This is a genomic window from Streptomyces varsoviensis (genome assembly GCF_000718635.1).
In the GTDB taxonomy this organism is placed as follows: domain Bacteria; phylum Actinomycetota; class Actinomycetes; order Streptomycetales; family Streptomycetaceae; genus Streptomyces; species Streptomyces varsoviensis.
The window spans coordinates 321,402-347,045 of sequence record NZ_JOBF01000013.1 but is presented as its reverse complement, the minus strand read 5'-3'; the positions used below and the strand labels follow the sequence as shown (position 1 = coordinate 347,045).

Annotated in this window: 26 protein-coding genes; 13 read left to right on the top strand and 13 right to left on the bottom strand. The window is 71.6% G+C overall.

Annotation, left to right across the window (positions count from 1 at the left end; all coding sequences use genetic code 11):
- Positions 1 to 130 precede the first annotated feature (130 nt).
- From IF55_RS20135 to IF55_RS20125, 3 genes are read left to right on the top strand one after another with little or no spacing between them, the layout of a single operon-like run.
- Complete coding sequence (locus tag IF55_RS20135; protein ID WP_030878615.1) at positions 131 to 499, top strand: hypothetical protein; 369 nt, start codon at positions 131 to 133, stop codon at positions 497 to 499.
- Positions 496 to 4,737 carry a DUF6531 domain-containing protein gene (locus IF55_RS20130; RefSeq protein WP_078644768.1) on the top strand — a complete coding sequence of 1,414 codons (4,242 nt, stop codon included), beginning with the start codon at positions 496 to 498 and terminating at the stop codon, positions 4,735 to 4,737. The genes IF55_RS20135 and IF55_RS20130 overlap by 4 nt, the downstream gene beginning before the upstream one ends.
- Positions 4,738 to 4,748: 11 nt before the next feature.
- Entirely contained in the window at positions 4,749 to 5,201 is a 453-nt protein-coding gene (locus IF55_RS20125; RefSeq protein WP_048832208.1) for a hypothetical protein, read from the top strand.
- Here IF55_RS20125 and IF55_RS37385 read toward each other — a convergent pair.
- On the bottom strand, positions 5,173 to 5,364 hold the full coding sequence (locus IF55_RS37385; RefSeq protein ID WP_078644765.1) for a DUF397 domain-containing protein: 192 nt from the start codon (positions 5,362 to 5,364) through the stop codon (positions 5,173 to 5,175). The genes IF55_RS20125 and IF55_RS37385 overlap by 29 nt on opposite strands.
- A gap of 2 nt (positions 5,365 to 5,366) precedes the next feature.
- Positions 5,367 to 6,227, bottom strand: a complete 861-nt coding sequence (locus tag IF55_RS20120) for a helix-turn-helix domain-containing protein (protein ID WP_030878606.1) — start codon at positions 6,225 to 6,227, stop codon at positions 5,367 to 5,369.
- Between the two features lie 186 nt (positions 6,228 to 6,413).
- Here IF55_RS20120 and IF55_RS20115 point away from each other — a divergent pair, with 186 nt between their 5' ends.
- On the top strand, positions 6,414 to 6,887 hold the full coding sequence (locus IF55_RS20115) for an ATP-binding protein (protein ID WP_030878604.1): 474 nt from the start codon (positions 6,414 to 6,416) through the stop codon (positions 6,885 to 6,887).
- 64 nt (positions 6,888 to 6,951) lie between these two features.
- Here IF55_RS20115 and IF55_RS20110 read toward each other — a convergent pair whose 3' ends face one another.
- Positions 6,952 to 7,329, bottom strand: a complete 378-nt coding sequence (locus IF55_RS20110) for a nuclear transport factor 2 family protein (protein ID WP_030878600.1) — start codon at positions 7,327 to 7,329, stop codon at positions 6,952 to 6,954.
- Between the two features lie 266 nt (positions 7,330 to 7,595).
- Here IF55_RS20110 and IF55_RS20105 point away from each other — a divergent pair, with 266 nt between their 5' ends.
- On the top strand, positions 7,596 to 8,198 hold the full coding sequence (locus IF55_RS20105; RefSeq protein ID WP_030878597.1) for a class I SAM-dependent methyltransferase: 603 nt from the start codon (positions 7,596 to 7,598) through the stop codon (positions 8,196 to 8,198).
- 3 nt (positions 8,199 to 8,201) lie between these two features.
- Here the strand turns inward: IF55_RS20105 and def are convergent, their stop codons facing one another.
- The 6 genes from def to IF55_RS20075 all read right to left on the bottom strand — a co-directional run bounded on the left by def (position 8,202) and on the right by IF55_RS20075 (position 14,467).
- The gene (gene def, locus IF55_RS20100; protein WP_030878594.1) at positions 8,202 to 8,831 is read right to left on the bottom strand and encodes a peptide deformylase; all 630 of its coding nucleotides are present in this window, start codon (positions 8,829 to 8,831) and stop codon (positions 8,202 to 8,204) included.
- Positions 8,832 to 8,919: 88 nt separating this feature from the next.
- Positions 8,920 to 9,906 carry a tetratricopeptide repeat protein gene (locus IF55_RS20095; RefSeq protein WP_030878592.1) on the bottom strand — a complete coding sequence of 329 codons (987 nt, stop codon included), beginning with the start codon at positions 9,904 to 9,906 and terminating at the stop codon, positions 8,920 to 8,922.
- A gap of 364 nt (positions 9,907 to 10,270) precedes the next feature.
- Positions 10,271 to 11,503, bottom strand: coding sequence for an HD-GYP domain-containing protein (locus tag IF55_RS20090; protein WP_030878589.1), 1,233 nt, complete (start codon positions 11,501 to 11,503; stop codon positions 10,271 to 10,273).
- 77 nt (positions 11,504 to 11,580) lie between these two features.
- Entirely contained in the window at positions 11,581 to 13,056 is a 1,476-nt protein-coding gene (locus tag IF55_RS20085; RefSeq protein WP_078644762.1) for an HD-GYP domain-containing protein, read from the bottom strand.
- A 278-nt stretch (positions 13,057 to 13,334) separates the two neighbouring features.
- Positions 13,335 to 13,775: a mycothiol system anti-sigma-R factor gene (rsrA, locus tag IF55_RS20080; RefSeq protein WP_078644759.1), complete on the bottom strand. Its 441-nt coding sequence runs from the start codon at positions 13,773 to 13,775 to the stop codon at positions 13,335 to 13,337.
- Positions 13,772 to 14,467 carry a sigma-70 family RNA polymerase sigma factor gene (locus tag IF55_RS20075; RefSeq protein ID WP_030878583.1) on the bottom strand — a complete coding sequence of 232 codons (696 nt, stop codon included), beginning with the start codon at positions 14,465 to 14,467 and terminating at the stop codon, positions 13,772 to 13,774. Before IF55_RS20075 ends, rsrA begins: the two co-directional genes overlap by 4 nt.
- A gap of 314 nt (positions 14,468 to 14,781) precedes the next feature.
- Between IF55_RS20075 and IF55_RS20070 the strand changes: the two genes are divergently transcribed.
- Positions 14,782 to 15,369 (top strand): helix-turn-helix domain-containing protein, encoded by a 588-nt coding sequence (locus IF55_RS20070; RefSeq protein WP_030878580.1) that lies wholly within the window; start codon positions 14,782 to 14,784, stop codon positions 15,367 to 15,369.
- On the opposite strand, the gene IF55_RS20065 is transcribed toward IF55_RS20070, so the two are convergent.
- Together IF55_RS20065 and IF55_RS20060 are read right to left on the bottom strand one after the other, a co-directional pair.
- Positions 15,296 to 15,958: an alpha/beta hydrolase family protein gene (locus IF55_RS20065; RefSeq protein WP_037963651.1), complete on the bottom strand. Its 663-nt coding sequence runs from the start codon at positions 15,956 to 15,958 to the stop codon at positions 15,296 to 15,298. The genes IF55_RS20070 and IF55_RS20065 overlap by 74 nt on opposite strands.
- Positions 15,959 to 16,383: 425 nt before the next feature.
- Complete coding sequence (locus IF55_RS20060) at positions 16,384 to 17,214, bottom strand: SOS response-associated peptidase (RefSeq protein ID WP_030878569.1); 831 nt, start codon at positions 17,212 to 17,214, stop codon at positions 16,384 to 16,386.
- A 120-nt stretch (positions 17,215 to 17,334) separates the two neighbouring features.
- Between IF55_RS20060 and IF55_RS20055 the strand changes: the two genes are divergently transcribed.
- The 4 genes from IF55_RS20055 (at position 17,335) to IF55_RS20040 (ending at position 20,953) form a co-directional block, all read left to right on the top strand.
- On the top strand, positions 17,335 to 18,048 hold the full coding sequence (locus IF55_RS20055) for a M50 family metallopeptidase (protein WP_030878567.1): 714 nt from the start codon (positions 17,335 to 17,337) through the stop codon (positions 18,046 to 18,048).
- A gap of 102 nt (positions 18,049 to 18,150) precedes the next feature.
- Entirely contained in the window at positions 18,151 to 19,497 is a 1,347-nt protein-coding gene (aroA, locus tag IF55_RS20050; RefSeq protein WP_030878564.1) for a 3-phosphoshikimate 1-carboxyvinyltransferase, read from the top strand.
- Between the two features lie 12 nt (positions 19,498 to 19,509).
- Entirely contained in the window at positions 19,510 to 20,520 is a 1,011-nt protein-coding gene (rsgA, locus tag IF55_RS20045; protein WP_030878561.1) for a ribosome small subunit-dependent GTPase A, read from the top strand.
- Between the two features lie 109 nt (positions 20,521 to 20,629).
- On the top strand, positions 20,630 to 20,953 hold the full coding sequence (locus IF55_RS20040) for a DMT family transporter (protein ID WP_030878558.1): 324 nt from the start codon (positions 20,630 to 20,632) through the stop codon (positions 20,951 to 20,953).
- A 61-nt stretch (positions 20,954 to 21,014) separates the two neighbouring features.
- Here IF55_RS20040 and IF55_RS41350 read toward each other — a convergent pair whose 3' ends face one another.
- Complete coding sequence (locus IF55_RS41350; protein ID WP_342668326.1) at positions 21,015 to 21,926, bottom strand: TetR/AcrR family transcriptional regulator; 912 nt, start codon at positions 21,924 to 21,926, stop codon at positions 21,015 to 21,017.
- A 141-nt stretch (positions 21,927 to 22,067) separates the two neighbouring features.
- Here IF55_RS41350 and hisN point away from each other — a divergent pair, with 141 nt between their 5' ends.
- On the top strand, positions 22,068 to 22,862 hold the full coding sequence (gene hisN, locus IF55_RS20030) for a histidinol-phosphatase (RefSeq protein ID WP_030878553.1): 795 nt from the start codon (positions 22,068 to 22,070) through the stop codon (positions 22,860 to 22,862).
- A 112-nt stretch (positions 22,863 to 22,974) separates the two neighbouring features.
- A complete protein-coding gene (locus IF55_RS20025) occupies positions 22,975 to 23,403 on the top strand; it encodes a CBS domain-containing protein (RefSeq protein ID WP_030878548.1) in 429 nt (142 codons plus the stop codon).
- 127 nt (positions 23,404 to 23,530) lie between these two features.
- Here the strand turns inward: IF55_RS20025 and IF55_RS20020 are convergent, their stop codons facing one another.
- Positions 23,531 to 25,015 (bottom strand): catalase, encoded by a 1,485-nt coding sequence (locus IF55_RS20020; RefSeq protein WP_030878546.1) that lies wholly within the window; start codon positions 25,013 to 25,015, stop codon positions 23,531 to 23,533.
- Between the two features lie 157 nt (positions 25,016 to 25,172).
- Here IF55_RS20020 and IF55_RS20015 point away from each other — a divergent pair, with 157 nt between their 5' ends.
- Complete coding sequence (locus tag IF55_RS20015) at positions 25,173 to 25,589, top strand: Fur family transcriptional regulator (RefSeq protein ID WP_030878544.1); 417 nt, start codon at positions 25,173 to 25,175, stop codon at positions 25,587 to 25,589.
- Positions 25,590 to 25,644 lie beyond the last annotated feature (55 nt).

Here is a 25,644-nt window from a genome sequence, read left to right as displayed (position 1 = left end):
GTGCCGCATGTCACTCCACGACCCCCGCCCCCTTTACTCATCCATTGCGCCCCATTGGCAGCCCCATGGCACTCGCTTCCTACGCTGAAGGTTTGCGAGGGGCTTGGTTTTACGGGGGAGGCGGCGCGCGGTGGGCGAGGGCCACGACAGCGGCAAGGTACTGAACATCAAGACGGCGGACATCAAATCGGCGGCGCCCGTCTTCCAGAAGCAGAGCGTGGCGCTGAGCAAGGCGCTGAAGCTGCTGATCACGACGTTGGACGGGTACGGCGAGCCGTGGGGCGACGACAAGCCGGGCAAGAAGTTCGGCAAGGACTACAGCCCCAACCAGAAGCAGTTGGAGCGGGTGGCGGGCATCGCCGTCCTCGGGCTGGTGAGCATCCACGAGGCGCTCGACGACATGGCGGACGGGCATGTCGACAACGATGAGGTGATCGCCGGGATCTTCACGAAGGAGAAGCACCAGGGCGGCGGGGGCCACGGCAAGGGCGCCGAATGAGCATCGAGGACGAGGCCAAGAAGATCCTCCTCAAGCTCGGCATGTGGTGGCCTGACGCCAATTCCGGGACCCTGCGGCACGCCGCGGACGCGTGGCGTACGTTCGCCGACAGCGTCGACGACGTACGGGGCGCGACGAACCGGGAGGCCACCTCCCTCATCCACAACAACAAGGGCGAGGCGATCGACGCCTTCCGGACCTTCTGGGAGCGCTACGCCAAGGGCGCGGACGGCGGCTGGCTCAGCGACCTCGCCAAGGCGTCCCGGAAGATGGCCGAGGCGCTGGAGAAGTTCGCCGACACGGTCGACGACGCCATCAAGACGCTGTGGGAGCAGATCGGCATCGACGCGCTCGCCATCGCGGGCGGGGTGCTGCTGACCGTCGTCACCGCGGGCGGGTCGGACGAGGTCGCCGCCGGGATCATCGAGATGGCCGCCGGCCTGGGCGTCGAGGTCGAGGCATCGGTCGCGGCGATCGCCGCCGGCATGCTGACCGGCGCCGTCTACGAGGGCGTCTTCTCGATGACCATCGACGCGGCCGTCGCCCAGCCGGTCCGCATCGCGCTGGGCCAGCAGCACGGTTTCAGCCTGACCGAGGTCTCCAACGCCGCGGAGAGCGGCATGGTCTGGGGCGGGCTGTTCGGCGGCGTCGGCCCGATCACCTCACGGGCCGGGCAGTTCGGCGGGTACAAGAACCTGCTCCGCCCGGACCTGCGCCCCAACCTCATCGAAGAGGGGCCGTTTGCCCGTCCGGCGGACAAGACGCCCTGCAAGGGCGAGCCGGTGGACGTGGCCACCGGGGCGATGCTGATGACGCACACGGATGTGGAGCTGCCGGGGAGCCTGCCGCTGCTCTTCGAGCGTACGCATCTGTCCTCGTACCGGGCGGGTACGTGCTTCGGCCCCACCTGGGTCTCGACGCTGGACGAGACGTTGCAGCTCGACGCGCGGGGCGTGGTGTTCGCGGCGGCGGACGGGATGCGGCTGGTGTACCCGGTGCCGCGGCCGGGCGAGGGGGTCTTCCCCTCGAAGGGCGCGCGCTGGCCGCTGGAGTGGGACGGCCGCCCGGACGGCGTCATCACCGTCACCGACCCGCACACCGGCGTCGTACGCACCTTCAGTCACATCGCCCCCAGCGCGGCCGAGGGCGCGGTGCACCTGCCGCTGGAGTCCTGGTCGGACCGGAATGGCGCGCGCATCGACGTGGAGCGCGGGGCGGGCGGGGCCCCGACGGGGCTCCGTCACTCGGGCGGCTACTACCTGGCCGTGGACACCGAGGGCCCGCGGGTCACGGCGCTGCGCCTGCTGGACGAGGCACCGTCGCCGTACGAGCACCAACGCCCGTCCCCCGGCGGCGGGACGGTGGTGCTGCGCTACGGCTACGACGCGGTCGGCAACCTCGCCGAGGTCATCAACTCCAGCGGCAAGCCCCTGCGCTTCACCTACGACGCCGAAGACCGGATCACCTCCTGGACCGACCGCAACGGCACCTCCTTCGCGTACATCTACGACGGCCGGGGGCGGGTGGTCCGTACCGACGGCAGCGACGGGGTCTTCAACGGCTCCTTCGCCTACGACGACGCCGCGCGCACGACGACGTACACGGACTCGCTCGGCCACCGGACGACCTGCCGGTACAACGCGGACGGCCAGGTGATCGCGGAGACCGACCCCCTGGGCCACGTCACGCTGACCGAGTGGGACGCCCGGGGCGAGAACCCCCTCTCCACCACGGACCCCCTGGGCCGTACGACGCGCTACGCGTACGACGAGGCGGGCAATCTCACCGAGCTGACGCTGCCGGACGGCGCGGCGGCCCGGGCCACGTACAACGACCTGTGCCGGCCGCTGGAGGTCGTCGAGCCGGGCGGCGCGGTCTGGCGGCATGCGTACGACGAGCGCGGCAACGTCCTCGCGACAACGGACCCGACCGGGGCGCAGACGCATTACGCGCACGACTCCGCCGGCCACCTGGCATCGGTCACGGACGCCCTCGGCCACACGCGGACGGCGACGTGCGACGCGGCGGGGCTCCCGGTCGCGGTGACGGACGCGCTGGGGCACACGACCACGGTCCGCCGCGACGCCTTCGGCCGCGTGGTCGAGAGCGTCGACCCGCTGGGGCACACCATCCGGATGGCCTGGACCACCGAGTCCAAGCCGAGCCGCCGCGAACACCCGGACGGTACGCACGAGACCTGGACGTGGGACGGCGAGGGCAACCTCCTGACCCACACGGACGCCGCCGGCAACACCACCCGGCGGACCTCCACCCACTTCGACGTACCGGCGACGCGGACGGACCCGGACGGCACGCGGTACGCCTTCGCGTACGACACGGAGCTGCGCCTGACCGAGGTCACCAACCCCCAAGGGCTGACCTGGTCGTACACGTACGACGAAGCGGGCCGCCTCGCCTCGGAGACCGACTTCAACGGCCGCACCCTGACGTACGAGCACGACGCGGCGGGCGGACTGATCTCCCGGACGAACGGGGCGGGCGAGACGCTGCGCTTCGAGCGGGACGTGCTGGGGCGCGTGGTGGGACAGCGCACCGGCGCCGACGCCGACGCCGACGAGATCACGACGTACGCGTACGACGCCGCCGGCGGCCTGGCCGGCGCGACGAACGCGGACGCGGCACTGACCATAGAGCGGGACGCGCTGGGCCGGCCGGTCCTGGAGACGGTGAACGGCCGCGCCACCCGGTACGAGTACGACGCGCTGGGCCGCCGCACGCGGAGGGTGACGCCGTCGGGCCTGACGTCGGAGTGGACGTACGACGCGGAGGGCAGGCCGACCGAACTCCACTCGGAAGCCGGTTCGTTGACCTTCGCGTACGACGCGGCGGGAAGGGAATTGGAACGCTCCCTGGCCGGCGGCGCGAGCCTGACGCAGACCTGGGACAAGAACGACCGCCTGACCACGCAGAGCATCCACACCCCTGAAGCGGCCGGCTTGCTGCAACACCGGACGTACGCCTACCGCCCGGACGGCCACCTCACCGAAATCCGCGAACTGACCTCGGGAACGCGCCGATTCGACCTCGACCCGATGGGCCGGGTAACGGGCGTGAACGCCCACGGCTGGACGGAGCGCTACGCCTATGACGGCGCTGGGAACCTGACGCGGGCCGAGGCCCCGGCCCATGAATCACCCGGCGACCGAGAATTCACCGGCACGCTGATTCGGCGAGCGGGCCGCACCCGCTACGAACACGACGCGCAAGGCCGCCTCATCCGCAAAACCCGCAAACTCCTCAACGGCCAGGTAAGAACGTGGACGTACAGGTGGAACGCGGAAGACCGCCTGACGGATGCGGTAACCCCGGAGGGCGATACCTGGCACTACACGTACGACCCCTTGGGCCGCCGAATATCCAAACAGCGCCTCGGCGAAGACGGCACTGTGGCGGCGGAAACAACCTTCACCTGGGACGAAAGCCGCCTGGCGGAACAGCTCTCCCCCACCGGCCGAGCCACCACCTGGGACTACGCCCCCGACACCCACCGCCCCCTCACCCAAACCGACCACCGCCCCCTCACCCGCGAGCCGGGCGAATCCCTGATAACAAAATACGCGACCCTCTCGGACCCCTCCGAGACCACGCACTTCCACGCCATCATCACCGACCCGGCCGGCACACCACTGGAGTTGATAACCCCCTCGGCCGAGGTGGCCTGGCAACACCGCACCACGCTGTGGGGCTCGCGTTTCCCGTCCCCAACGGACACCAACACCGCCGACTGCCCTCTCCGCTTCCCCGGCCAATACGCCGACCCGGAAACCGGCCTCCACTACAACTACTTCCGCCACTACGACCCCGAAACCGCCCGCTACATCAGCCCGGACCCGCTGGGCCTCGAACCGGCCCCGAACCATCACCGCTACGTGCTCAACCCGTTGACGCTGTCGGACGCGCTCGGGCTGAAGTGCGGGACCCTGGACCTATCCGGCGCGACCCACCACCAGGGCCGCTTCCCGAAGACAGCACAGCCGAATGAGACTCTTGTCCGCCGCAAACAGGACGGGAGTGTGACGGCTTACGCGGTCTACGACGCCGACGGGGCGATGTCCAAGCGAGTGGACATAGACCCCGACTCTGCCGTGCACAACGGAATCGCGCCACCTCACGTGGTACCGATGGAAAAGCACGTAAACCCGAAGACCGGCAAGACGTATTACAATTGGGGCGAGACGAGGCCGGCCCGACCGGACGAGATTCCAATCGGCCACTAGCAGAGGAAACCGTGGACCCGAAAGAGCATTCCGAAATCAAGTCTTGGCTTGACGGCTACACAGGAAACCTCGACGCCGTCGACTTCCTGACGGACAACTGCACGATAGGAATGTGGCTCGCTTTCTCCCACTTCATGAACCCCGAATTCGTAGTAGTGCGCGACTGCGTCCTTCGGAAACGCGTGTACAAGCCGAGCAACTTCGAAGAGTGGTACACGAAGCTGAACGGCGACGTACCCAGGATCGAGGACCTGCTCAACCGGCTCGTCCTGGGCTACGCCATCGATTGCACCGATTCCGCCGAGGACGAGGCCGCGCTCCAAGATATCGCGCAAGCAGTCGCCCATTCCTGGGAAGCCGCCCTCGCCCGAAACTTCCCCTCGCGCAGCTTCCAGGTTCAGGTACTCACCACGTACGACGGGCCGACCGTCGTCTTCAGCCAAACACCAACTGGCCGGCCTTAATGGCCGATATGAGGGTGCGCAGCACATCGGGCCTGGTGGTGAGGAGGGATTCAGGCGCGTCACTTTCGCGGATGTGGACAGTTCCTCCAGGAGCCACGGCCACGTAAATGCAGTTGGCCCCCTCGTTGCTGTATGAGGACTTCTGCCAAGTAAGCGGAGGCATGCTCATCCCTTGCGAGTCTCTTGTGCGATGCGGTGGATCAGGTCCCGCGACTGGGTCGGGCCCAGGGCTCGGGATTCCATGCGGTCCAGTACCGAGGTGTACTTCGTCAACTGCGCTTCGGCGTCCAGGAAGTCGCAGCCCATCTCCGTATCGACCACCACCGTGTCGAGCTGGGGCACCGGGCCGCCGGCATATGTGATGGGCTGACCCGAGATGGGAAACGAGGCTTCGCCGAACGGGATGACCAAGACGGAAATGTGACTGTGTTCGCTCATCTCATTGAGGTGGTCAAGCTGCTCGCTCGTGACCCTCGGGCCGCCATGGCCCATTCGCAGAGCCGCTTCGTGCACGATCGCGGTGTAGGGGGCCGGGTTGGCCCCGAAGAGGATCGCTTGGCGTTTGATGCGGTACGAGACACGGTGTTCGACCTCGTGCGGGCGCAGGGGTGGGAGATTCTCGCGGAATGTCGCGCGAGCGTATTCAGTGGTCTGGAGCAGTCCGGGGATATGGACCACCACCGCTACACGCACGGCTGTCGAGTGATGTTCGAGCTCGGCGAGGTCCAGTAGCGTTTTCGGTAGGAGCTCCCGGTACTCCTCCCACCAACCACGCTTCCTCGTGCCGGTCATACCGGCGAGCGCGTCGACGTAGTCCGGGTCCGGGCATGTGTAGTTGCCGGCCAGAGTGCGTACGCGGTCCGCGCTCACCGCGTACCGGCCCGCTTCGATGTTGCTGATCCGTGCCTGGTTGCCACCGAGCAGACTGGCGGCAGCGGTTGAGGACAGACCCGCCCGTTCCCGTAGTTTGCGCAGTTCAGCACCCAGGCGTTGCTGTCTCAGCGTGGGGGAACTGACCGACGGCATGAGTGCCCTCTCTTCGCGCGAACAGAATGCCCCTCGTCACTCACACGAGGGGATCTGTAAGGCATTCCTCTGCATCGATGGAATACCTTACACACCAGGCGCTAACGTGTGGCTTGACTCGCCCCTTCAACTGCCAGCGCCACGCAGTCGAATCGGCTCCAACTCCACCTCCCGCCAGGAGGCTCCATGGCAACCGTATCTTCGCAGCAGCCCTGGACGTACACCCTCGATCTCCCTCACGACCCGCGCGCAGCGGGCGTGGCACGGACGACCCTGCGGGCCGTTCTCTCCCGACACGCCATAAGCGAACTCGTCGACACAGCCGAGCTGTTGACCAGCGAGCTGGTCACTAACGCGTACCTGCACTCCGGCGGGCCCTCCTCCCTTCGGCTGCACGGCATGGAGGTCGAGCGGCTTCGAGTGAGCGTGTGGGATACGAATCCCGAGATTCCGACACAGTTCCGCAAGCGCCTGACCCCTGCCACCCCTGCCAGGGAATGCGACCGGGATGGAGAAGGCGGGCGCGGGCTGCTGCTCGTGCAGGCGTGCGCCGACAGGTGGGGGAGCTATCTGCTCGGCGATGATCTCTTCGGCAAGCGGGGGAAGATGCTCTGGTTCGAACTCAGGGCTCCCGGCGGCGCGTACCGAACCGCTGCCTAGCCCTAGTGCTGTGACCGCGTAGGTTCGCCGGGTCGGCGGTGGTGACGGTTGGATGTAAGACGGCTCAGGAGGCGGCCGGCTCGATCTCTCCCGCGAAGACGATGATCTGGTCGATGAGGCTCCGCCGCAGATGGACGACGTCGGTTCCGGCCAGGCGGGGGCCTCCGTGCGGTGTGGTGAAGACCCATTGGTACCGGGCCCACTCGTCGGGCATGTCCACCGCTGAGCAGCGCACCATCGTGCCGGTCCCCGCAGGGTGGCGCCGGATGTCGAGGACGAATCGCTCGACCGCCGCGATTCCTTCGCTGCGGCCCAACGGCCCCCAGAAGACCACGTCCGAGGTCAGGGCCTGGGAGAGCAGGGCCGTCACATAGCTGTCGTCCGAGGCGTTGAACGCGGAGATGAACGTGTCGATCGCGGAACGTGCCGTCTCTTCCTGCATGCCCCAGTAATACCAGCCGTTGCGCGTGCGCTCGCCCCGCGAGCCGTCTTCGAGCCGCCTTCGAGCCGCCGCCCGATCTCGGTGGACCGTACCGGCTACCGCACCAGCCGGCCGACCGTATCGGCCGCGCATTCATCAAGGAGAGCCTTCAAAGGCCCCAGCCCGGCCCCACCTTTTGCGGATTCCGCAAAGAGGTTTGCTCGGCTCCCGGTGGGCGCGCACCGTGGCCTCACTACAGGAACGCCGCAGGCGAGAGGACGAATGCCATGGACGCCCGACACTGGGATGACATGTACCGCAGCCGCGATCAGGTGTTCAGCGGGAATCCCAACCCGGTGCTCGTCGCCGAGGCGGCCGGGCTGCGGCCGGGGCAGGCGCTCGACGTCGGGTGCGGTGAGGGCGCCGACGCGGTGTGGCTGGCGCGGCGGGGGTGGCGGGTCACGGCGGTGGACGTGTCCGAGGTCGCGCTGCGGCGGGCCGCCGCGGCAGCCGAAGCCGACGCCGAGGTCAGGGACCGCGTGGCCTGGGCGCGGGACGATCTGGCCGCCACGCCGCCCCCGGCGGGCGCCTTCGACCTGGTGTCCATGCATTATTTCCCGCTGCGCCGCGAGCCGGACCACCGCGCGCTGTGCGGCCTGCTCGCCGCCGTCGCCCCGGGCGGCACCCTTCTCTACGCCACCCACCCGCTCCCGGCCCCGGGCCCGGGCCCGAACACCGCCGCCGAGTACTACCAGCCGGGCGACATCGCCCAACTCCTCGGTCCCGCCTGGGGCATCGTCGTCAACGAGACCCGCCCCCGCACCACACCGCCGCCCGAGGGCACCCACCACACGCACGACGCCGTCCTACGGGCGCTGCGCCTGAGCTGAAGGTCAGACGTTCTCCACCACCGGATACCGCGGCGTGCCCTCCGCCATCTGCCGCAGCGCGTCCTTGCGGTCCCGCTTGGAGAGGCGGTCGATGTAGAGGTAGCCGTAGAGGTGGTCGGTCTCGTGCTGGAGGCAGCGGGCGAAGTAGCCGGTGCCCTGGACGGCGATGGGGTTGCCCTGGGGGTCCTGGCCGCGGACGATCGCGTAGTCGGGGCGGGCCAGCGGCGCGTACGCCGTGGGAACCGAGAGGCAGCCCTCGTTGGAGTCGTCGAGGACGCGCTCGGCGGCCGGCAGCTCGTCGAGGACCGGGTTGCAGACCGCGCCCACGTGACGTACGCCCTCGTCGTCGGGGCAGTCGTAGACGAAGACCTTGAGGTCGACGCCGATCTGGTTGGCGGCGAGGCCGACGCCCTCGGCGGTGCGCTGGCTCGCGAACATGTCGTCGATGAGCCGCGCGAGGTCGTCGCCGAACTCGGTGACGTCCTGGCACTCCTTGTGCAGCACCGGATTGCCGACGACGGTGATCGGCCGGGACGTGCCGCGCTCGCGGTGCGCGGCCTCGCGCGCCTCGGCGTCCACCGTGTCGTCGAAGAACTCGTCGACCGACTGCCGCTCAGTGTCTTGCTGCGCCATGTTCGCCGCACGCCTCTCTGGAAAAACCCACGCTACAAATCAGCAGCCGAAAAGGCTGCTGATACAGGGTACGGGGCCCCGCCGCGGGTCAGCAGACCTCTTCCAGATCCCGCCACTCGCGGGAGTCCGGGCTGTCGGCGACCCAGCCGTCCAGCAGGCCCCGTACGAGCCCGGAGGGCGCCGCGATGCCGCACTCGCGCTCGGGCACCCACAGCGAGCCGGAGCCGGCCGTGCGGTGGCCCAGCGGGCCGGGGTGGCCCGGTTCGCTGTGGTCGTGCGGGTCCAGATGCTCGCCCTCGCCCTCGTCGCTGGGCATACGGCTCTCGGAGCACGTACGGCACAGCAGGCGCACGGAGGAGGACCAGTCCTCGGCCGCGAACCCGGCGTCGGCCGCCAGCCGCTCCAGGGCGTCCCGGTCGGCCTCCGTGGCGGCCTCCAGGAGGACCACCCAGGTGGGTACGGGCGAGGGGGCCCACAGCTCGATCTCGTCGAACACGGGGTACGAGGGGCCCGCCGCGGTGGTGCGCTCGCCGTGCGGCACCCCGTCGTGCAGCACGACCTCGCCCCAGCGCCGCCCGGAGGACGGCAGCGGGATGGACAGCACCTCGATACGGGCCGGGTCCAGGCGGCGGCCCCAGACGACCTCGGCCTCGCCCTCCGGCGACAGCCGTACGGCGGCGCTGCCCAGCTCCATGCCGAGGGGTTCGCCCGAGGGGGCGCCGACGCTGGGCACCCGGAGCCCGTACGCCTGCCAGGCTCGGCGGGCGAGCGGCCAGTCCTGGAGGGCGGTGGCGGCGATGCCGACGTTCCACCAGTCGGGGGCGCCGGCCTCGCGGTCGAGGAGGGCGACGGCCCGCAGCCCGGCGGCGCGCGCCTGGTCCCAGTCGTGCCGGAACTTGTGCAGCAGCGCCAGGTTGAACCAGGACTCCGAGAGCCACGGCTCCATGTCGGCGGCGCGCGTGAGCAGCGCGCCCGCGTCCTCGTACCGGCCGTCGCCGATGAGCGTGAACGCGCGGTCGGTCGCCTGCCGCCACGAGGCGGAAGGCCGATGCCGTACCTTGCCGAAGATCCTCACGATTCCCGCCTGCCGGTTTCTCCGTGGTCCCGCGCCCAGCCGCCACAGCGACCGGCCGCGTCCTCCCTGACGCCAACCTGCCACACATTGACGGACATCTCAGCCCGGCCCCTCTGTTCCCGTTCGAGGAGGGGACCCATCACAGCTTCTTGCCATCTGCGACGCGTCCGACACCCCTGTCTTCGCATCCAACCATGCCCCTGCGGGCGGGCGCTCATTACCCGTGGGTTCCGTTGATCTTCGGCGGCCCCGGACGGCGCCGCACCGGCCCCGTCAGCGGTACGAGCGGGCGCTACGAGCAGAGGTACGAGCGACAGTACGAGCACGGTACGGGCAGCGGTACGAGCCGGCCGTCCATGCGCCCCTACCGCACGTCGCCGCCGCGCGCCAGTACGCGTGCCAGGGCCTCCACGACCGCGGGCGCGTAGTCCCGCCCCGTGGCCAGCCGCAGCCGTTCCAGGGCCCGCAGCGGGCCGTACGGGCCGTGCGCGCCGTCCTCGGCGAAGCGGCCGACAAGGTCGTCGTACGCGTTGACGGTACGGACGATACGGGCGGTGAGCGGCTGGTCGCGGTACGGATCGGCCTGCCGTTCCACCACCGCGGCGACCTCCTCCGGCACCCCCGTCTGCCGCACCACCGCGCCGCCCAGCAGGGCTATGCGGCGCTGCTCGGAGGGCGGCAGCGGCTCGGTCGCCCCGGCGGGCACCGGGTCGACCAGGGAGAGCTGGCCGATGTCGTGCATCAGGGCCGCGTACTCCAGCACGGTCAGTTCCGGTTCGGACAGCCCCAGCTCGCGGCCGACGGCCCGGCCGAGCGCCGCGACGCGCCGGGCGTGGCCGGCGGGCGTGTACCCGGCGATCTCGGTGCACCGGGCGAGGGAGGCGATGGTCTGCGCGTACGTGGCCCGTACGGCCCCGTGGCGGCGCAGCGAGAACTGCGTCAGCAGCAGGGGCACGCAGAAGACGGGCAGCGCCCACAGCCCGGCCACGGCCACGGCGAGCGCGATGACCACCCCGGTCGCGCAGATCGCCGAGCCCACGCCGAGCAGCCCGCGCAGTTCGTCGCGGAGCAGCGGCCCGTACGGCCAGCCGGTGCGGGCGCGGGCGAGGGCGGCGCGGAGCACGGCGTCGCACAGGGCCGTGAGGGCGAGCAGGAGTAGCAGGAAGAGGGCGTAGTACGGGCCGTGGCCGGGCCACCGGGCCAAGGCGCCGGTGTTGTAGAGCGGTTGGAAGCAGGTGGCGGCGAACCCGACGGTCAGCAGGCGGCGTACGAGGTGGTCCAGGACCGGGCCGCGGCCGGCCGCCAGGCGGGGCGCGGCCCCGGCGAGGGTGGCGGCGAGGACGACGGCGAGCACTTGGAGGGCGCCGTGCGAGGTGGGGTGGCGGTCGGTCTCGCCGAGCAGGGCGTAGGCGAGCGCCCCCGCGGCGGCGAGCGGCGCGGGTTCGCGGTCGCCGGGGTGTGCTCCGGCGCCCTGCCGGGCCAGTTCGCCGACGGCGATCAAGCCGCCGAAGGCGAGCGCGACGTGCGGGTCGGTGATGCCGCTCCGCAGCGTCCCGGCGAGGGAGACGGCGGCGAGCGCGCCCGCGGCGCAGTACAGGACGGCGACGACGTAGGGGGCGTGCGGGGCGTAGGGGGCGTGCGGAGTGGCGTACGGGCGCGCCGCGCTCTCCCGGCTCACCGGGTGCCGCCCCTGGGGCCGGGGAACGGCCGCCGGGGGGAGTCCTCGGGAGCGCGCGTCCCGACGCCCTGGGAGGCCGGCGAGACCGCTCTCAGGGCCCCCGGCAGGACTCCCGGCAGAACCCCCGGGAGGGCCCCTGAAGGCACGTTTCCGCTGAGGTCATCGGGGACGTCGCCGACCGCACCAGCCGCCCCGGCCGCGCCGGCCGCGTCCGCGGTCACCGCCGGATGCCAGCCGTGGCGGTCCAGGGCGCGCGCGAGGGCGCCGACCATGAGCGGGTCGAACTGCGTACCGGCGCAGCGCCGCAGCTCCTCGACGGCCGCCGCCACGGGCCGGCCGCGGCGGTACGAACGGGTCGACGTCATCGCGTCGAAGGCGTCCGCGACGGCCACCACCCGCGCGAACAAAGGGATGTGATGGCCGCTCAGCCCATAGGGGTAGCCGCTGCCGTCCAGCCGCTCGTGGTGGTGGAGGATCGCCGCGCGGGCCTCGTCGAGGAAGCCGATGCCGCGCACCATCTCGTGCCCGTACTCGGGGTGCAGCTCGATGACGCGCCGCTCCTGCGGGGTGAGCGGCCCGTTCTTGCGCAACAGCCGCGTGGGGACGCCGAGTTTGCCGACGTCGTGCAGGATGCCAGCGAAGCGCAGCGCTTCGAGGCGGTCGCCGTCCATGCCCAGTTCGCGGGCGATCAGCACGGACGCGCGGCCGACGCGCTCGCTGTGGCCGCGCGTGTACCGGTCCTTGATGTCGACGGCCTGCACCAGGGCCCGGATCGTGGCCTGGTGCGCGGCACGCTCGCGGTGGTACTGGGCGAGGACCCAGCAGGAGATGTACATCGGCAGCAGCACGAGAAGCGCGGCCACCGGCCCGTACGTGGAGTGCCACAGGACGGCCATCATCAGCCCGGCCAACCCGTGCACCAGGTGCGGCGCGAGCGAGCCGAGCAGCGGGGCGCGCCAGGCGGTGCGCGGGGAGCTGCGCTCGGCGGTGACGAGGATGCCGCCGTCGAGGAGGGCGGAGACGACGGAGAAGGCCAGCGCGGCGGCCGCGGCGGGCAGCAGGACGTACGGGAAGTCGGGCGCGGTGACCGTGCGGTGCGCGCCGAGCGCGAAGACGTGGGAGGCGGCGTGCACGGCGATGGAGAGCCGGGCCGCGTGCCAGAGCCGCCGTACGCGGGCCGGGCTCCGCTCGACGGGGCTCGCGAGCGCGCCGGGCACGGCGACGAGCCCGGCGAGCGGCGGCGGCAGCAGGAAGGCCGCCGCCAGCAGCACTGGGAAGAAGGCGCCGGCACCGGTCCGGCCCATCGGCGGCCGGCGGGCGAGCCGCTCGCACAGCGCGTAGAGCGCGGCGAGCGCGACGACCGTGCCCCAGGGGGCGGCCCGGCCGGATCGCAGCGCCGGGGCGGCGCAGAGGACGGCGGTGAACCCGACGCACAGGAGGTACGCGCGGGCCGTGGCCGGAAGTGTGCGCATGAAACTCTCCCCGTCCCGTCGGCTTGCGCGTCGAGATGGGGAGAATAGGCCGGGTCATCAGGCCGGTGGGCCACATCCGCGAATTGGCCCGAGCGGGCCGCCCGAAAGCACCCCTTCGAGTGAAAAGTACGGCTATGCGGGGACAGCCGACGGCAGTGTCGGCTAGGGACCAGCGGCAGTTCCGGCGGGCCCCAGGGCGAGCCGGGCGAAAACTGGCGGCAGTGCCAGCGCGCGCCGCGGCAGCGCCGGGCCGGCGGCCCACGTGGCGGACAGCCGCCCTACGTGGCGGACAGCCCCGGAGGCTGGACGCCCAGCCGCGGTTCGGCGCCGCCCTTGGCCTCCTGGGCCTCGTGGGCGTTCTGCGCCTCCCGGGCCTCCTTGCCCTCGGCCGCCGCCCGCTCGGCGGCGGCCTTGGCCTCGGCGGCCCGCGCCTCGGCCACCACGTCCATGTCCGGCACCGACTGGCCGGAGCGGATCAGCTCGATCCGCCCCATGACCTTGGCCCGCAGGTCCGCCGGTACGTCGTCGTGGCCGCAGCAGCGCTTGACGAGCTTCTTCACGGCCTGCTCCAGGCCGTACTTCTCCAGGCAGGGGGAGCACTCGTCTATGTGCACCTCGAACTTGGCGCAGTCACCGTCCGGCATCTCGTGGTCGAGGAACTCGTAGAGATGGCTGAGGACCTCTGAGCAATCCGTCTCGTGCGGCTCTCCGCAACTCATGAGTCCGAGCCTTTCCCGTCGTGCGACTCGTCCGACGCGTTCGAAGCGGTCGCGGCTCCTGCCGGGACGAGCCCGCGCTCACGGGCGTAGTCCTCCAGCATGCCGCGCAGTTGGCGGCGCCCACGGTGCAGGCGCGACATGACCGTGCCGATGGGCGTACCCATGATGTCGGCGATCTCCTTGTACGCAAAGCCCTCGACGTCCGCGAGATACACCGCTATCCGGAACTCCTCGGGGATCGCCTGGAGGGCGGCCTTCACGTCGGAGTCCGGCAGATGGTCGAGCGCCTGCGACTCGGCGGAGCGCAGCCCGGTCGACATGTGCGACTCGGCGCGCGCGAGCTGCCAGTCCTCGATCTCCTCCGAGCCGCTGCGCAGCGGCTCGCGCTGCTTCTTGCGGTAGGAGTTGATGAAGGTGTTGGTCAGGATGCGATACAGCCACGCCTTGAGGTTCGTGCCGTCCCGGAACTGGTGGAAGGACGCGTACGCCTTGGCGTACGTCTCCTGCACCAGGTCCTCGGCGTCCGCGGGGTTGCGCGTCATGCGCAGCGCCGCGGAGTACATCTGGTCGAGGAAGGTGAGGGCGTCCCGCTCGAAGCGCGCGTTCCGCTCCAGGGCGCTCTCCGCGGGCGTCGCGGGCTCCCGCGCCTGGCCGTCATCGGTCCCTGCGTCGGTCCCAGTGACCGGACCCACCTCCTCCAAGACGGTGGCGGGACCGGATGCGGACCCGCTCGAATCGGAGAATAGACGACGATCCGGTCCGGCCGCCGCTCCAGCCATGCCGGGCTGGTCCACCCGCAGCGTCGACCACTGGGCCTCGGCGGCCTGCGGGCGTGACGGGCATGCGATCGAACCCATGCGGGAAGTCCCCATTCCTCTGAGCGTGCCTGTACGTACCTACGCCTGGCACAACAGCAGCCTCCCGGTTCTCATTCCCGGCGAGCGGAACGCCGGCGTCATTACGGGCCTCGATTGACAAATCGGCTTGCCGTTCCTGCAATGAGGGGATGAGCGGCTACGAACAGGTACTGGCGGACGTCGGCCCGCGGCTGCGGCGGGTACGCCAAGAGCGCGGGCTCACCCTGGCCGAGCTGTCGCAGGAGACCGGGGTCTCGGTCTCCACGCTGTCCCGGCTGGAGTCCGGCGCCCGGCGCGCCTCCCTGGAACTGCTGCTGCCGCTCTCCCGCGCCTTCCAGGTGCCGCTGGACGAGCTGGTGGGCGCGCCGGAGGTCGGCGACCCGCGGATCAGGGCGGTGCCGCGCCGGGTGGAGGGGATGACGTTCGTGCCGCTGACCCGGCAGCCGGGCGGGCTCCAGGCGTTCAAGCTGGTCATCGACCGGTCCGACGCCGATCCGGACCTGCGGACGCATGAGGGGTACGAATGGCTCTACGTACTCTCCGGGCGGCTGCGGCTGCTCCTGGGCGACCAGGACCTCCGGCTGCGGTCCGGGGAGGCCGCCGAGTTCGACACCCGGCTGCCGCACTGGTTCGGGGCCGCCGGGGACGAGCCCGTGGAGGTGCTCAGCCTTTTCGGGCGCCAGGGCGAACGGATGCACGTACGGGCCCGTCCAGCCACGCGGCGACCGCGTCCGTGAGCCCCGCCAGGGCCTCCTCCTGGGTGATGTCGGCCCGCTTGGGCACGGCGAAGCCGTGGTCCCCGTAGGGCACGGTCACGACGTCCGTACCGGCCGGAAACTCCTCCGGGCGGCCGAACGGGTCGCGGCCGCCCTGCACGACGAGCGTCGGCAGCGGACCGGGCGCGGCCAGCTCCTCGGCCCGTGACTTCTCCGGCTTGCCGGGCGGGTGCAGCGGGAACGACAGCGCGAGCACGGCGGCGGCACCCAGCTCCCGCGCGGTCCGGCACGCGACGCGCGCCCCGGCGCTCCGCCCGCCCGCGACGACGGGCGGCCCCTCGGCGGCGAGTACGGGCCACAGCGCCGTCCAGGCAGCGTCGAGCGCCTTCGGGGCGGGGGCCACCTTCTTCCCGGCGACCCGCCAGGGCTGCTCCACCAGCGCGACGGTCACCCCGTGGGCGGGAAGGCCCGCCGCGAGCGCCCGCAGGTCCCGCGCCTCGATCCCCCCACCGGCCCCGTGCCCCACAGCCAACACCAGCCCAGGCTCACGGGCCCGGCCCCAGGTGACGCGCGCGTCACCGGCGGGGGTGGGAACAGTCTCACTCTCGATCTTCGTCACCCACCCATCCTGCCCTCAACCACCGACCGGCCCCCGTACGACCCGTCACACTCAGCCGCACCAAATCCGCACCCCCCGAGCCCAGCCCAGCCCGGCCGGCGCTTGAGACCATCCCTGGCCCCAGCTCCGAGCCCAGCCCACCCCAGCCCGGCCGGCGCTTGAGGCCGTCTTTCGGCTCGGCCCAGTCCAGCCGGGGGGGGCGCTTGAGTCCACGCCCGAGCCCAGCCCACCCCAGCCCGGCCGGCGTTTGAGGCCGTCTTTGGGCTCGGCCCCCCAGCCCGGCCGGCGCTTGAGGCCATCTTGGGGCCCAGCCCACCCCAGCCCGCCCGGCGCTTGAGGCCATCCTTGACCTCGGCCCAGTCCAGCCCGCGCGGCGATTGAGCGCGGTGGCGGGCCGGGCTGAGCGGGCTGAGTGGTCAGAACAGGGTGCCCGCCTCCGGGGCGGGGAGTTCCGTCAGCAGTTCGGGACCGTTGTTGCGGACGTTGCTCACGGCGGTGCTCACGGGGTACGCCCGTACCCCGCCCGCCGGCGGCGGGGCCAGCAGGGAGCGCAGCTCATCGGCGTCCGTACGGCCCGGATCCAGCCACGCGTCCCACCGATCCGCCGGAAGGGCAAGCGGCATGCGGGGGTGGATGTCCGCCAGCGACCCCGGCCCCTCCCCTCCCCCGGCCCCGCCCGCGGCGCCCGCCAGCGGCGTGGTCTCCGCCTCGGTGGTGATCACCGTGCAGGTGGCCCACCACGCCTGGGGGTGGTCGGGCGGCAGCGCGGCGTCGCGCCAGAACTCGTACAGCCCGGCCATCGCCATGACCGAGCCGTCGGCGGGGGTCACGAAGTACGGCTGCTTCCGGGGCCGCTTCTTGCGGCCCTGCTCCTCCAGCTTCCGCTCCGCGGCCTCCGTGACCCACTCGTAGTATCCGTCGGCGGGCAGCAGGCAGCGGCGCGCGGTGAAGGCCCGCCGGAAGGACGGCTTCTCGTGCACCGTCTCGGCCCGCGCGTTGATCATCTTGACGCCGACGTCCGGCGATGTGGCCCACGACGGCACGAGCCCCCAGCGCAGTGGCCGCAACTGGCGAACCGGACGCAGGTCGGCGGCGTCTTTAAGGGGGCGTTCGAGCACCGCGTACACGCTCGCCGTCGGCGCGACGTTCCAGTCGGGAGCCAGCGTCTCCGCCGCGTCCCACTTCTCCACGCCGAAGGTTTCGACGAGGTCCTCCGGCCGCCGACTGGCCGCGTACCGCCCGCACATACCCACTCCCTGACTGCCGCGTCTCACATCCCGCCCTGCTCCCACCCTGGCAGACGCCGCCTCCGCGCCCGCCACGGCCGGGTGCCACACTTCCACGACCGACCAAGGAGCCGCCCCCGTATGGACAGCACGCGAACCGACGATCTGTGGGACCGGGTCTTCGGCACCCAGCCGGACCCCTCCTCGTGGCTGGTGATCGTCACCGCGGCGGTGGCGCTCGCGGCGGTGGGCCCGCGCCCGGTGTGGCTGCTGACCCGCAACGCGATCACCATCGCGCACGAGGGCGGCCATGGCCTCATAGCCCTGCTCAGCGGGCGCCGCCTGGACGGCATCCGGCTGCACTCGGACACCTCCGGGCTGACCGTGAGCCGCGGCAAGCCGCACGGCCTCGGCATGATCCTGACCGCCGCCGCGGGCTATACCGCGCCGTCCCTGCTGGGGCTGGCCGGCGCCTGGCTGCTGGCCGCGAACCACATCACCGCGCTGCTGTGGGGCGCGACGGCGCTGCTGCTGGCGATGCTGGTGATGATCCGCAACGCGTACGGGGTGCTGACGGTGGTGCTCGCCGGCGCGGCCTTCGTGCTGGTGTCGTGGCTGACGGGGCCCGAGGTGCAGGCCGCGTTCGCGTACGGCGTCGTCTGGTTCCTGCTGCTGGGCGGCGTGCGTCCGCCTTTCGAGCTGCAGCGCAAGCGCCGGTACGGCGGGGCGCCGGACTCCGACGCGGACCAGTTGGCCCGGCTCACGCACGTACCGCCGCTGCTGTGGCTGACGCTGTTTCACGTCGTATCGGTGTGCTCGCTGATCGGCGGCGGGCGCTGGCTGCTCGGTCTGTGACCGGTTCCGCCGTGTCGGCTCTCTTACCAGCCGTACGTTTCGCCCAAGTTTCGCCATATCCGATCAGGTTTCTCCCTCCTAGGGAGCCACTAAGGTAAAGACATGACCGAGAGCCCCGCGCACCCCGCCCTCTGGCCCGCCCCGCTCGCCACCGGGGCCGTCGACGCGACCGTCAGCGTGCCCGGTTCGAAATCGGTCACCAACCGCGCGCTCGTGCTGGCCGCCCTGGCCGCCGAGCCGGGCTGGCTGCGCCGCCCGCTGCGCTCCCGCGACACCCTGCTGATGGCCGAGGCGCTGCGCGCCATGGGCGTCGGCATCGAGGAGGGCGTCGGCCCGGACGGCAGCGGCGAGGCGTGGCGGGTGATCCCCGCCGGGCTGCACGGCCCGGCCACCGTCGACGTCGGCAACGCCGGCACCGTGATGCGCTTCCTGCCGCCGGTCGCGGCCCTCGCCGGCGGCCCGATCCGCTTCGACGGCGACCCCAGGTCGTACGAGCGTCCGCTGGGCGGCGTCATCGACGCGCTGCGCGCGCTCGGCGCCCGCATCGACGACGACGGCCGCGGCGCCCTGCCGATGACCGTGCACGGCGGCGGCGCCCTGGACGGCGGCTCGGTGCGCATCGACGCCTCCTCGTCCTCCCAGTTCGTGAGCGCCCTGCTGCTCTCCGCGCCGCGCTTCAACCAGGGCGTGGAGGTGCGCCACGTGGGCGGCGCGCTGCCCTCGATGCCGCACATCCGGATGACCGTGGACATGCTGCGGATGGCGGGCGCGCGGGTGGACACCCCGGAGTCGGGCGGCGAGCGCGACATGTGGCGGGTCTCCCCCAGCGCCCTGCTCGGCCGCGACCTGACCGTCGAGCCCGACCTCTCCAACGCCCAGCCGTTCCTCGCCGCGGCGCTGGTCACCGGCGGCCGGGTCACCATCCCCGACTGGCCCGAGCGCACCACCCAGCCCGGCGACGCCCTCCGCGAGATCTTCACCGCCATGGGCGGCTCCTGCGAGCTGACCGAGGAGGGCCTGACCTTCACCGGCACCGGCTCCGTGCACGGCATCGACATCGACCTCGGCGAGGTCGGCGAGCTGACGCCGGGCATCGCGGCCGTCGCGGCGCTGGCCGACTCCGAGTCCGTGCTGCGCGGCGTCGCCCACCTGCGGCTGCACGAGACGGACCGGCTGGCGGCGCTGGTCAAGGAGATCAACGGGCTCGGCGGCGATGTCACCGAGACCGCCGACGGGCTGCGCATCCGCCCGCGGGCGCTGCACGGCGGCGTCTTCCACACCTACGACGACCACCGGCTGGCCACCGCCGCCGCCGTCCTCGGCCTCGCCGTCGACGGGGTCCAGGTCGAGAACGTGGCGACGACCGCCAAGACGCTCCCCGACTTCCCCGAGATGTGGACCGGGATGCTCGGATCGGTGACCGGGGCGGCGACGGTGTCGAGAGCCTGAGAGACCGCCGCGATGCGCCGCTACGGCAAGAACCCCGACGAGGACGACGTCCGCGTCCGCCCCAACCGCAAGGGCAACCGCCCCCGCACCAACATCCGCCCCAAGCACGAGGACGCCGCCGAGGGCTTCGTCCTCACCGTCGACCGCGGCCGGCTCACGGTCCTGGTCGAGGACCGCACCATCCACGCGATGAAGGCCCGCGAGCTGGGCCGCAAGGGCGTGGTCGTCGGCGACCGGGTCGCCGTGGTGGGCGACCTCAGCGGGGCCAAGGACACCCTCGCCCGGATCGTGCGGGTCGAGGAGCGCACCTCCGTGCTGCGCCGTACGGCCGACGACGACGACCCCTTCGAGCGGGTCGTCGTCGCCAACGCCGACCAGCTCGCGATCGTCACCGCGCTGGCCGACCCGGAGCCGCGCCCCCGCCTCATCGACCGCTGCCTGGTCGCCGCCTACGACGCCGGGCTCGAACCGCTGCTCGTGCTCACCAAGTCGGACCTGGCGCCGGCCGCCACGCTGCTGGAGTCGTACGGGACCCTCGGCGTCCGGTACGTCGTCACGAGCCGCGAGGAGCTGGCCGACGGGGCCGCCGCGGACCGGGTGCGCGAGCGGCTCACGGGCCGTACGACCGCGTTCGTCGGCCACTCCGGGGTCGGCAAGACGACCCTGGTCAACGCCCTGGTCGCGGAGGACCGCCGGCGGGCCACCGGCCATGTGAACGCGGTCACCGGACGCGGCCGGCACACCACGACGTCCGCGCTCGCCCTGCCGCTCCCGGGCGGCGACGGCTGGCTGATCGACACCCCGGGCGTACGGTCCTTCGGGCTGCACCACGTGGACCCCGCCCGGGTCGTGCAGGCCTTCCCGGACCTGGTGCCGGGCACCGAGGGCTGCCCGCGCGCGTGCAGCCACGACGAGCCGGAGTGCGCGCTCGACCAGTGGGTGGCCGACGGGCACGCCGATCCGGCCCGGCTCTACTCCCTGCGACGGCTGCTCGCGACCCGGGAGCGGCGGGAAGGCGATTGATCGTCTACGTTTGCGAATGACCGCGCCCGACGGCTGTGTCAACCTAGGGTTGACGCAGGGGAAACGGGCATGAGAACGGGCGCGGAAACCGACGCGGGAGGAAGAACTGATGGCGTGGCTGCTGGTCGTGGTCGCCGGTCTGCTGGAAACCGGCTTCGCCGTCTGTCTCAAGCTCTCGCACGGCTTCACCCGGCTCTGGCCCACCATCGCGTTCGCCTGCTTCGCCCTGGGCAGCTTCGGCCTGCTGACCCTCTCGCTGCGCAAGCTCGACGTGGGCCCGGCGTACGCGGTGTGGACGGGCATCGGCGCGGCGGGCACCGCCATCTACGGCATGGTCTTCCTCGGCGACCTGGTCTCCACCCTGAAGCTCGTCTCGATCGGATTCGTGATCGTGGGCGTCATCGGCCTCCAGCTCTCGGGGTCGGCGCACTGACCTGAGAGCCTGTGACACAGGCTCTGATTCCCCGGGCCCGCCCAGCCCCCGGCGCCCCGCCTCACCACTCGTGGCCGAGCAGCGCCCGGACCAGGCGGGCCACCTGCTCGGCGGCGGCCCGGTCCGCGGCCGTCTCCCCGGGCACACCGCTCCCGGGAGCCGCGCCAGCGGAACGCGCGCCCTTGGGAGCCGCATCATCCGTACGAGCCGCGTCAGCCGTACGAGCCGCATCGCCGGAAGCCGCTGCCCCAGGAGGCGCGTTTCCCGAAGCCGCTGCCCCAGGAGGCGCGTTTCCCGAAGCCGCTCCCCCGGGAGGCGCGTTTCTCAAAACCGCTCCCCCGGGAGGGGCGTTTCCGGAAACCGGGCCCCCGGGAGCCTCCGCTGCCTGCGGGACGCCCGGGGCCCCCGAATCCGCCGGTTCTGCGGGCGCGATCACGTACGAGAGCGTCATCCGGACCGCCGCCTCGCAGGCCCGTACCGCGTCGCCGACCGTGGCCGCCCCCTTGATCCCGCCCTCCTCCAGGACGCCGACGGCGCGGTCCCGGACCAGTTCGGCGAGGACGCGGGGCGGGGGGACCGCGCCGCGCTCCAGCTCGGGCCGCGGGGCGGCGCGCCAGACCGTACGGGCCGGGGGCGCGGGCGTCGCCACGGCGGGCAGCCGCTCGCTGCGGCAGCCGGTGAGGGCGGCCCGTACCAGCGGGTTGGCGCGGGCCGCGCGCAGCGTCCAGGCGGTCACGGCGGCGCAGCAGTCCCCGGCGTCGGCGCCGTCGCGGGCCGCGGTGTCCGCGAGGGCCCGCGTCACGCCGCCGAGATAGGCGTCGGCCTCGCGCCGCACGAGGGCGCGGGCCAGCCCGTCCTTGCTGCCGAACTCGTTGTAGAGGGTCTGCCGGGAGACCCCCGAGGCCGCCGCGACGTCGACCATCCGGACCCCGGCCCACGGCCGGGAGACGAGTGCGGAGAAAGCTGCGTCCAATAAGGCTTCACGCGCTGTAGGCATCGTCGCCTCCCCGGCCGGGCGGCTCGCCCGGCGGCTGTGGGCACAGAATTGACTCGCCGCCAGGCGGTGTCAAGGCTCTTGGCGGGCAACGGACGGGGACGCGGGTAGTGTTCGGCTATGCCCGACTTCCACGATGATCTGCGTCTCGCCCATGTCCTCGCGGACGCCGCCGACGCGGTGACCATGGACCGGTTCAAAGCGCTCGACCTGAAGGTCGAGACGAAACCGGACATGACGCCGGTGAGCGAGGCCGACAAGGCGGCCGAGGAGCTGATCCGCGGTCACCTCCAGCGGGCGCGGCCGCGCGACGCCGTGCTGGGCGAGGAGTTCGGCAACGAGGGCACGGGCCCGCGGCGCTGGGTCATCGACCCCATCGACGGCACCAAGAACTATGTGCGCGGCGTGCCGGTCTGGGCGACGCTGATCTCGCTGATGGTCCAGGGCGAGGGCGGCTACCAGCCCGTCGTGGGCCTGGTGTCGGCGCCGGCGCTGGGCCGCCGCTGGTGGGCGGCGAAGGACTCCGGCGCGTTCACCGGCCGCAGCCTGCTGTCCGCCAGTCGGCTGACCGCCTCTCGGGTGGAAAGGATCAGGGACGCGTCGTTCGCGTACTCCTCGCTGTCGGGCTGGGAGGAGCGGGGGATGCTGCCGGGTTTCCTGCGGCTGGCGGGCGACTGCTGGCGCACCCGGGGATACGGCGACTTCTGGCCGTACATGATGGTCGCCGAGGGCGCCGTGGACATCTGCGCGGAGCCGGAGCTGTCGCTGTGGGACATGGCCGCGAACGCGATCATCGTCGAGGAGGCGGGCGGCCGGTTCACGGGGCTCGACGGGCGGCCGGGGCCGCACAGCGGTGACGCCGCCGCTTCCAACGGGCTTCTCCATGACGACCTGCTGGATTATCTGCGCCCCTGACGCTCCCCTTGTTGTGGCCGTACTCGGCGTGTGACTATGAGAGCCCCCACGCTTGTGAACTTGTGAATCCCCTCACGGAGCGGGTTCGTTCACCAAGGAGGTGGCTCCGCCCATGCTCGTCCGCGACGCCATGAGCACGGTGGTCCTCACCATCGGCCCCACCCACACACTCCGCCAGGCGGCCCAGTTGATGTCCGCCCGCCGGGTGGGCGCGGCGGTGGTCCTGGACCCCGACACCAGCGGGCTCGGCATCCTCACCGAGCGGGACGTGCTCAACGCCGTCGGCGCCGGCCAGGATCCGGACCGCGAGACCGCCCACACCCACACCACCACCGACATCGTCTTCGCCGGGCCGCGCTGGACGCTGGAGGAGGCCGCGTACGCGATGTCGCGCGGCGGCTTCCGGCATCTGATCGTCCTCGACGGGGACGGGCCGGTCGGGCTGGTCTCGGTGCGCGACATCATCCGCTGCTGGGCCGCCGCCCCGGCCGCAGCGCCCTCGGCGGAAGCGGCGGACACCGCGGACGCGGTCCCGGCCTGAGCCCGGCCCGTACCCCCGTAGGCCCCGCCGCACGCCCGTACGCCCACGCTCATACGTGCCGTAACGGCATGCGGAGAGGCCGGAGCCCCATGGCGTCCGGCCTCTCCGGCTCATCGACAAGCGTCCGTCAGCCGCGCAGGGCCTGGACGGCGGCGTCCAGCCGCTTGCCGAAGTCGGGGTCCGCCTGGCGGAAGTTGTCGATGGCGCGCTCGGCGATGTCATCGCGCGACACCTTCGAGATGAAGCCCGCCAGGTTGTCGATCAGGCGGCCCTTCTCGTCCTCGGTCATCAGCCGGTAGAGGTTGCCGGCCTGCACGAAGTCGTTGTCCTCGGCGTGCGAGGGCGCGGGCGTCTGACCGGTCTGGCCGGTGACGGAGCTGGGCTGCCACAGCGCCTGGTCGGTCTGCTTGGGCCCGCCGAAGCTGTTGGGCTCGTAGTTCTTGGCCCCGCCGTGCCGGCCGTCGTACGCGTAGCCGTCACGGCTGTTCGTACGGGCCTGGGTGGCGTGCGGACGGTTCACCGGGAGGTGGTCGGCGTTGATGCCGACGCGGTAGCGGTGCGCGTCGCCGTAGGCGAAGAGGCGGCCCTGGAGCATCTTGTCGGGGGACGGGCCGATGCCCGGCACGAAGTGCGCCGGCGAGAAGATCGACTGCTCGACCTCGGCGAAGATGTTTTCGGGGTTGCGGTTGAGCTCCAGCTTGCCGATCTCGATCGGCGGGTAGTCCTCGTGCGGCCAGACCTTGGTCAGGTCGAACGGGTTGAAGCGGTAGGTGGCCGCCTCGGCCGCCGGCATGATCTGCACCTGCACGGTCCAGGACGGGAAGTCGCCGTTCTCGATGGCCGTACGCAGGTCGCGCTGGTGGCTGTCCGGGTCCTCACCGGCGAGCTTGGCGGCCTCCTCGGCCGTCAGGTTCTTGATGCCCTGGTCGGTCTTGAAGTGGTACTTGACCCAGAAGACCTCGCCGGCCGCGTTGTTCCACTGGTAGGTGTGCGAGCCGTAGCCGTTCATGTGGCGGAACGAGGCCGGGATGCCGCGGTCGCCGAAGAGCCAGGTCACCTGGTGGGTCGACTCCGGGCTCAGCCCCCAGAAGTCCCAGACGTTGTCCGCCTCCTGCGAGCCCGTGTACGGGTCGCGCTTCTGGGTGTGGATGAAGTCCGGGAACTTGATGGCGTCCTTGATGAAGAACACCGGGGTGTTGTTGCCGACGAGGTCGTAGTTGCCCTCCTCGGTGTAGAACTTCAGCGCGAAACCGCGCGGGTCGCGCACCGCGTCCGCCGAGCCGAGGCTGCCCGCGACGGTGGAGAAGCGGAGGAAGGTCTCGGTCTGCTTGCCCACCTCGGAGAGGAACTTCGCGCGGGTCCACTGCGACACGTCGCGGGTCAGCGTGAACGTGCCGTACGCACCGGCGCCGCGCGCGTGCACGATGCGCTCCGGGATGCGCTCCCGATTGAAGTGGGCGAGCTTCTCCAGCAGCGACTGGTCCTGAATCAGGACCGGCCCGCCGATGCCGGCGGTCTCGCTGTTCTGGTTGTCGGAGACCGGGGCGCCGGACTCCGTGGTCAGCGGTCCGGTGGTCTCGCTCTGAACCGACACGTGTGCCTCCTGATTCATGTCCTGTCCATTGGCCTCAGCCGCACCTTGGCCTCAACCGAAGTCGATCCTACATTGGATAATGTCTAAGTCAAGAAGAACTGGAAAGCCGTACGGATTCCGGGCGTGGACGGAGCCGCTGCTACCCTGGTCCTTATCTGACTGATAGGTGATTGGCATGAGTGACCTGCTGGAACGACTCCGGGGACGCGGCTGGCGACTGACCGCGCAGCGACGCGTCGTCGCCGAGGTCCTCAACGGGGACCATGTGCACTACACCGCCGACGAGGTGCACGCGAAGGCGGCGGACCGGCTGCCCGAGATCTCCCGCGCGACCGTCTACAACACGCTCGGCGAACTGGTGTCGCTCGGCGAGATCATCGAGGTCAGCACGGACGGCCGCGCCAAGCGGTACGACCCCAACGCGCACCACGCCCACCAGCACCTGGTGTGCGCGCGCTGCGGCACCATCCGGGACGTACACCCCTCAGGCGACCCGCTCGCGGACCTCCCCGCCGAGCAGCGCTTCGGCTTCGAGGTCTCCGCCGTCGAGGTCACCTACCGCGGGATCTGCCCCAACTGCGCCTCCGCCTGAGCCCGGGCCGGCGGACCGGCCGGTCCCCGCGTCACGGCATCACGGCCGGCCCCCT

Bases quoted from the DNA above. Each gene is read 5' to 3' on its own strand.
- IF55_RS20130 (WP_078644768.1), top strand. From the start codon at position 496: ATGAGCATCGAGGACGAGGCCAAGAAGATCCTCCTCAAGCTCGGCATG.
- IF55_RS37385 (WP_078644765.1), bottom strand. From the start codon at position 5,364: ATGCCTCCGCTTACTTGGCAGAAGTCCTCATACAGCAACGAGGGGGCC.
- IF55_RS20120 (WP_030878606.1), bottom strand. From the start codon at position 6,227: ATGCCGTCGGTCAGTTCCCCCACGCTGAGACAGCAACGCCTGGGTGCT.
- IF55_RS20115 (WP_030878604.1), top strand. From the start codon at position 6,414: ATGGCAACCGTATCTTCGCAGCAGCCCTGGACGTACACCCTCGATCTC.
- IF55_RS20110 (WP_030878600.1), bottom strand. From the start codon at position 7,329: ATGCAGGAAGAGACGGCACGTTCCGCGATCGACACGTTCATCTCCGCG.
- IF55_RS20105 (WP_030878597.1), top strand. From the start codon at position 7,596: ATGGACGCCCGACACTGGGATGACATGTACCGCAGCCGCGATCAGGTG.
- def (WP_030878594.1), bottom strand. From the start codon at position 8,831: ATGGCGCAGCAAGACACTGAGCGGCAGTCGGTCGACGAGTTCTTCGAC.
- IF55_RS20085 (WP_078644762.1), bottom strand. From the start codon at position 13,056: ATGCGCACACTTCCGGCCACGGCCCGCGCGTACCTCCTGTGCGTCGGG.
- rsrA (WP_078644759.1), bottom strand. From the start codon at position 13,775: ATGAGTTGCGGAGAGCCGCACGAGACGGATTGCTCAGAGGTCCTCAGC.
- IF55_RS20070 (WP_030878580.1), top strand. From the start codon at position 14,782: ATGAGCGGCTACGAACAGGTACTGGCGGACGTCGGCCCGCGGCTGCGG.
- IF55_RS20060 (WP_030878569.1), bottom strand. From the start codon at position 17,214: ATGTGCGGGCGGTACGCGGCCAGTCGGCGGCCGGAGGACCTCGTCGAA.
- IF55_RS20055 (WP_030878567.1), top strand. From the start codon at position 17,335: ATGGACAGCACGCGAACCGACGATCTGTGGGACCGGGTCTTCGGCACC.
- aroA (WP_030878564.1), top strand. From the start codon at position 18,151: ATGACCGAGAGCCCCGCGCACCCCGCCCTCTGGCCCGCCCCGCTCGCC.
- rsgA (WP_030878561.1), top strand. From the start codon at position 19,510: ATGCGCCGCTACGGCAAGAACCCCGACGAGGACGACGTCCGCGTCCGC.
- IF55_RS20040 (WP_030878558.1), top strand. From the start codon at position 20,630: ATGGCGTGGCTGCTGGTCGTGGTCGCCGGTCTGCTGGAAACCGGCTTC.
- hisN (WP_030878553.1), top strand. From the start codon at position 22,068: ATGCCCGACTTCCACGATGATCTGCGTCTCGCCCATGTCCTCGCGGAC.
- IF55_RS20025 (WP_030878548.1), top strand. From the start codon at position 22,975: ATGCTCGTCCGCGACGCCATGAGCACGGTGGTCCTCACCATCGGCCCC.
- IF55_RS20020 (WP_030878546.1), bottom strand. From the start codon at position 25,015: ATGAATCAGGAGGCACACGTGTCGGTTCAGAGCGAGACCACCGGACCG.
- IF55_RS20015 (WP_030878544.1), top strand. From the start codon at position 25,173: ATGAGTGACCTGCTGGAACGACTCCGGGGACGCGGCTGGCGACTGACC.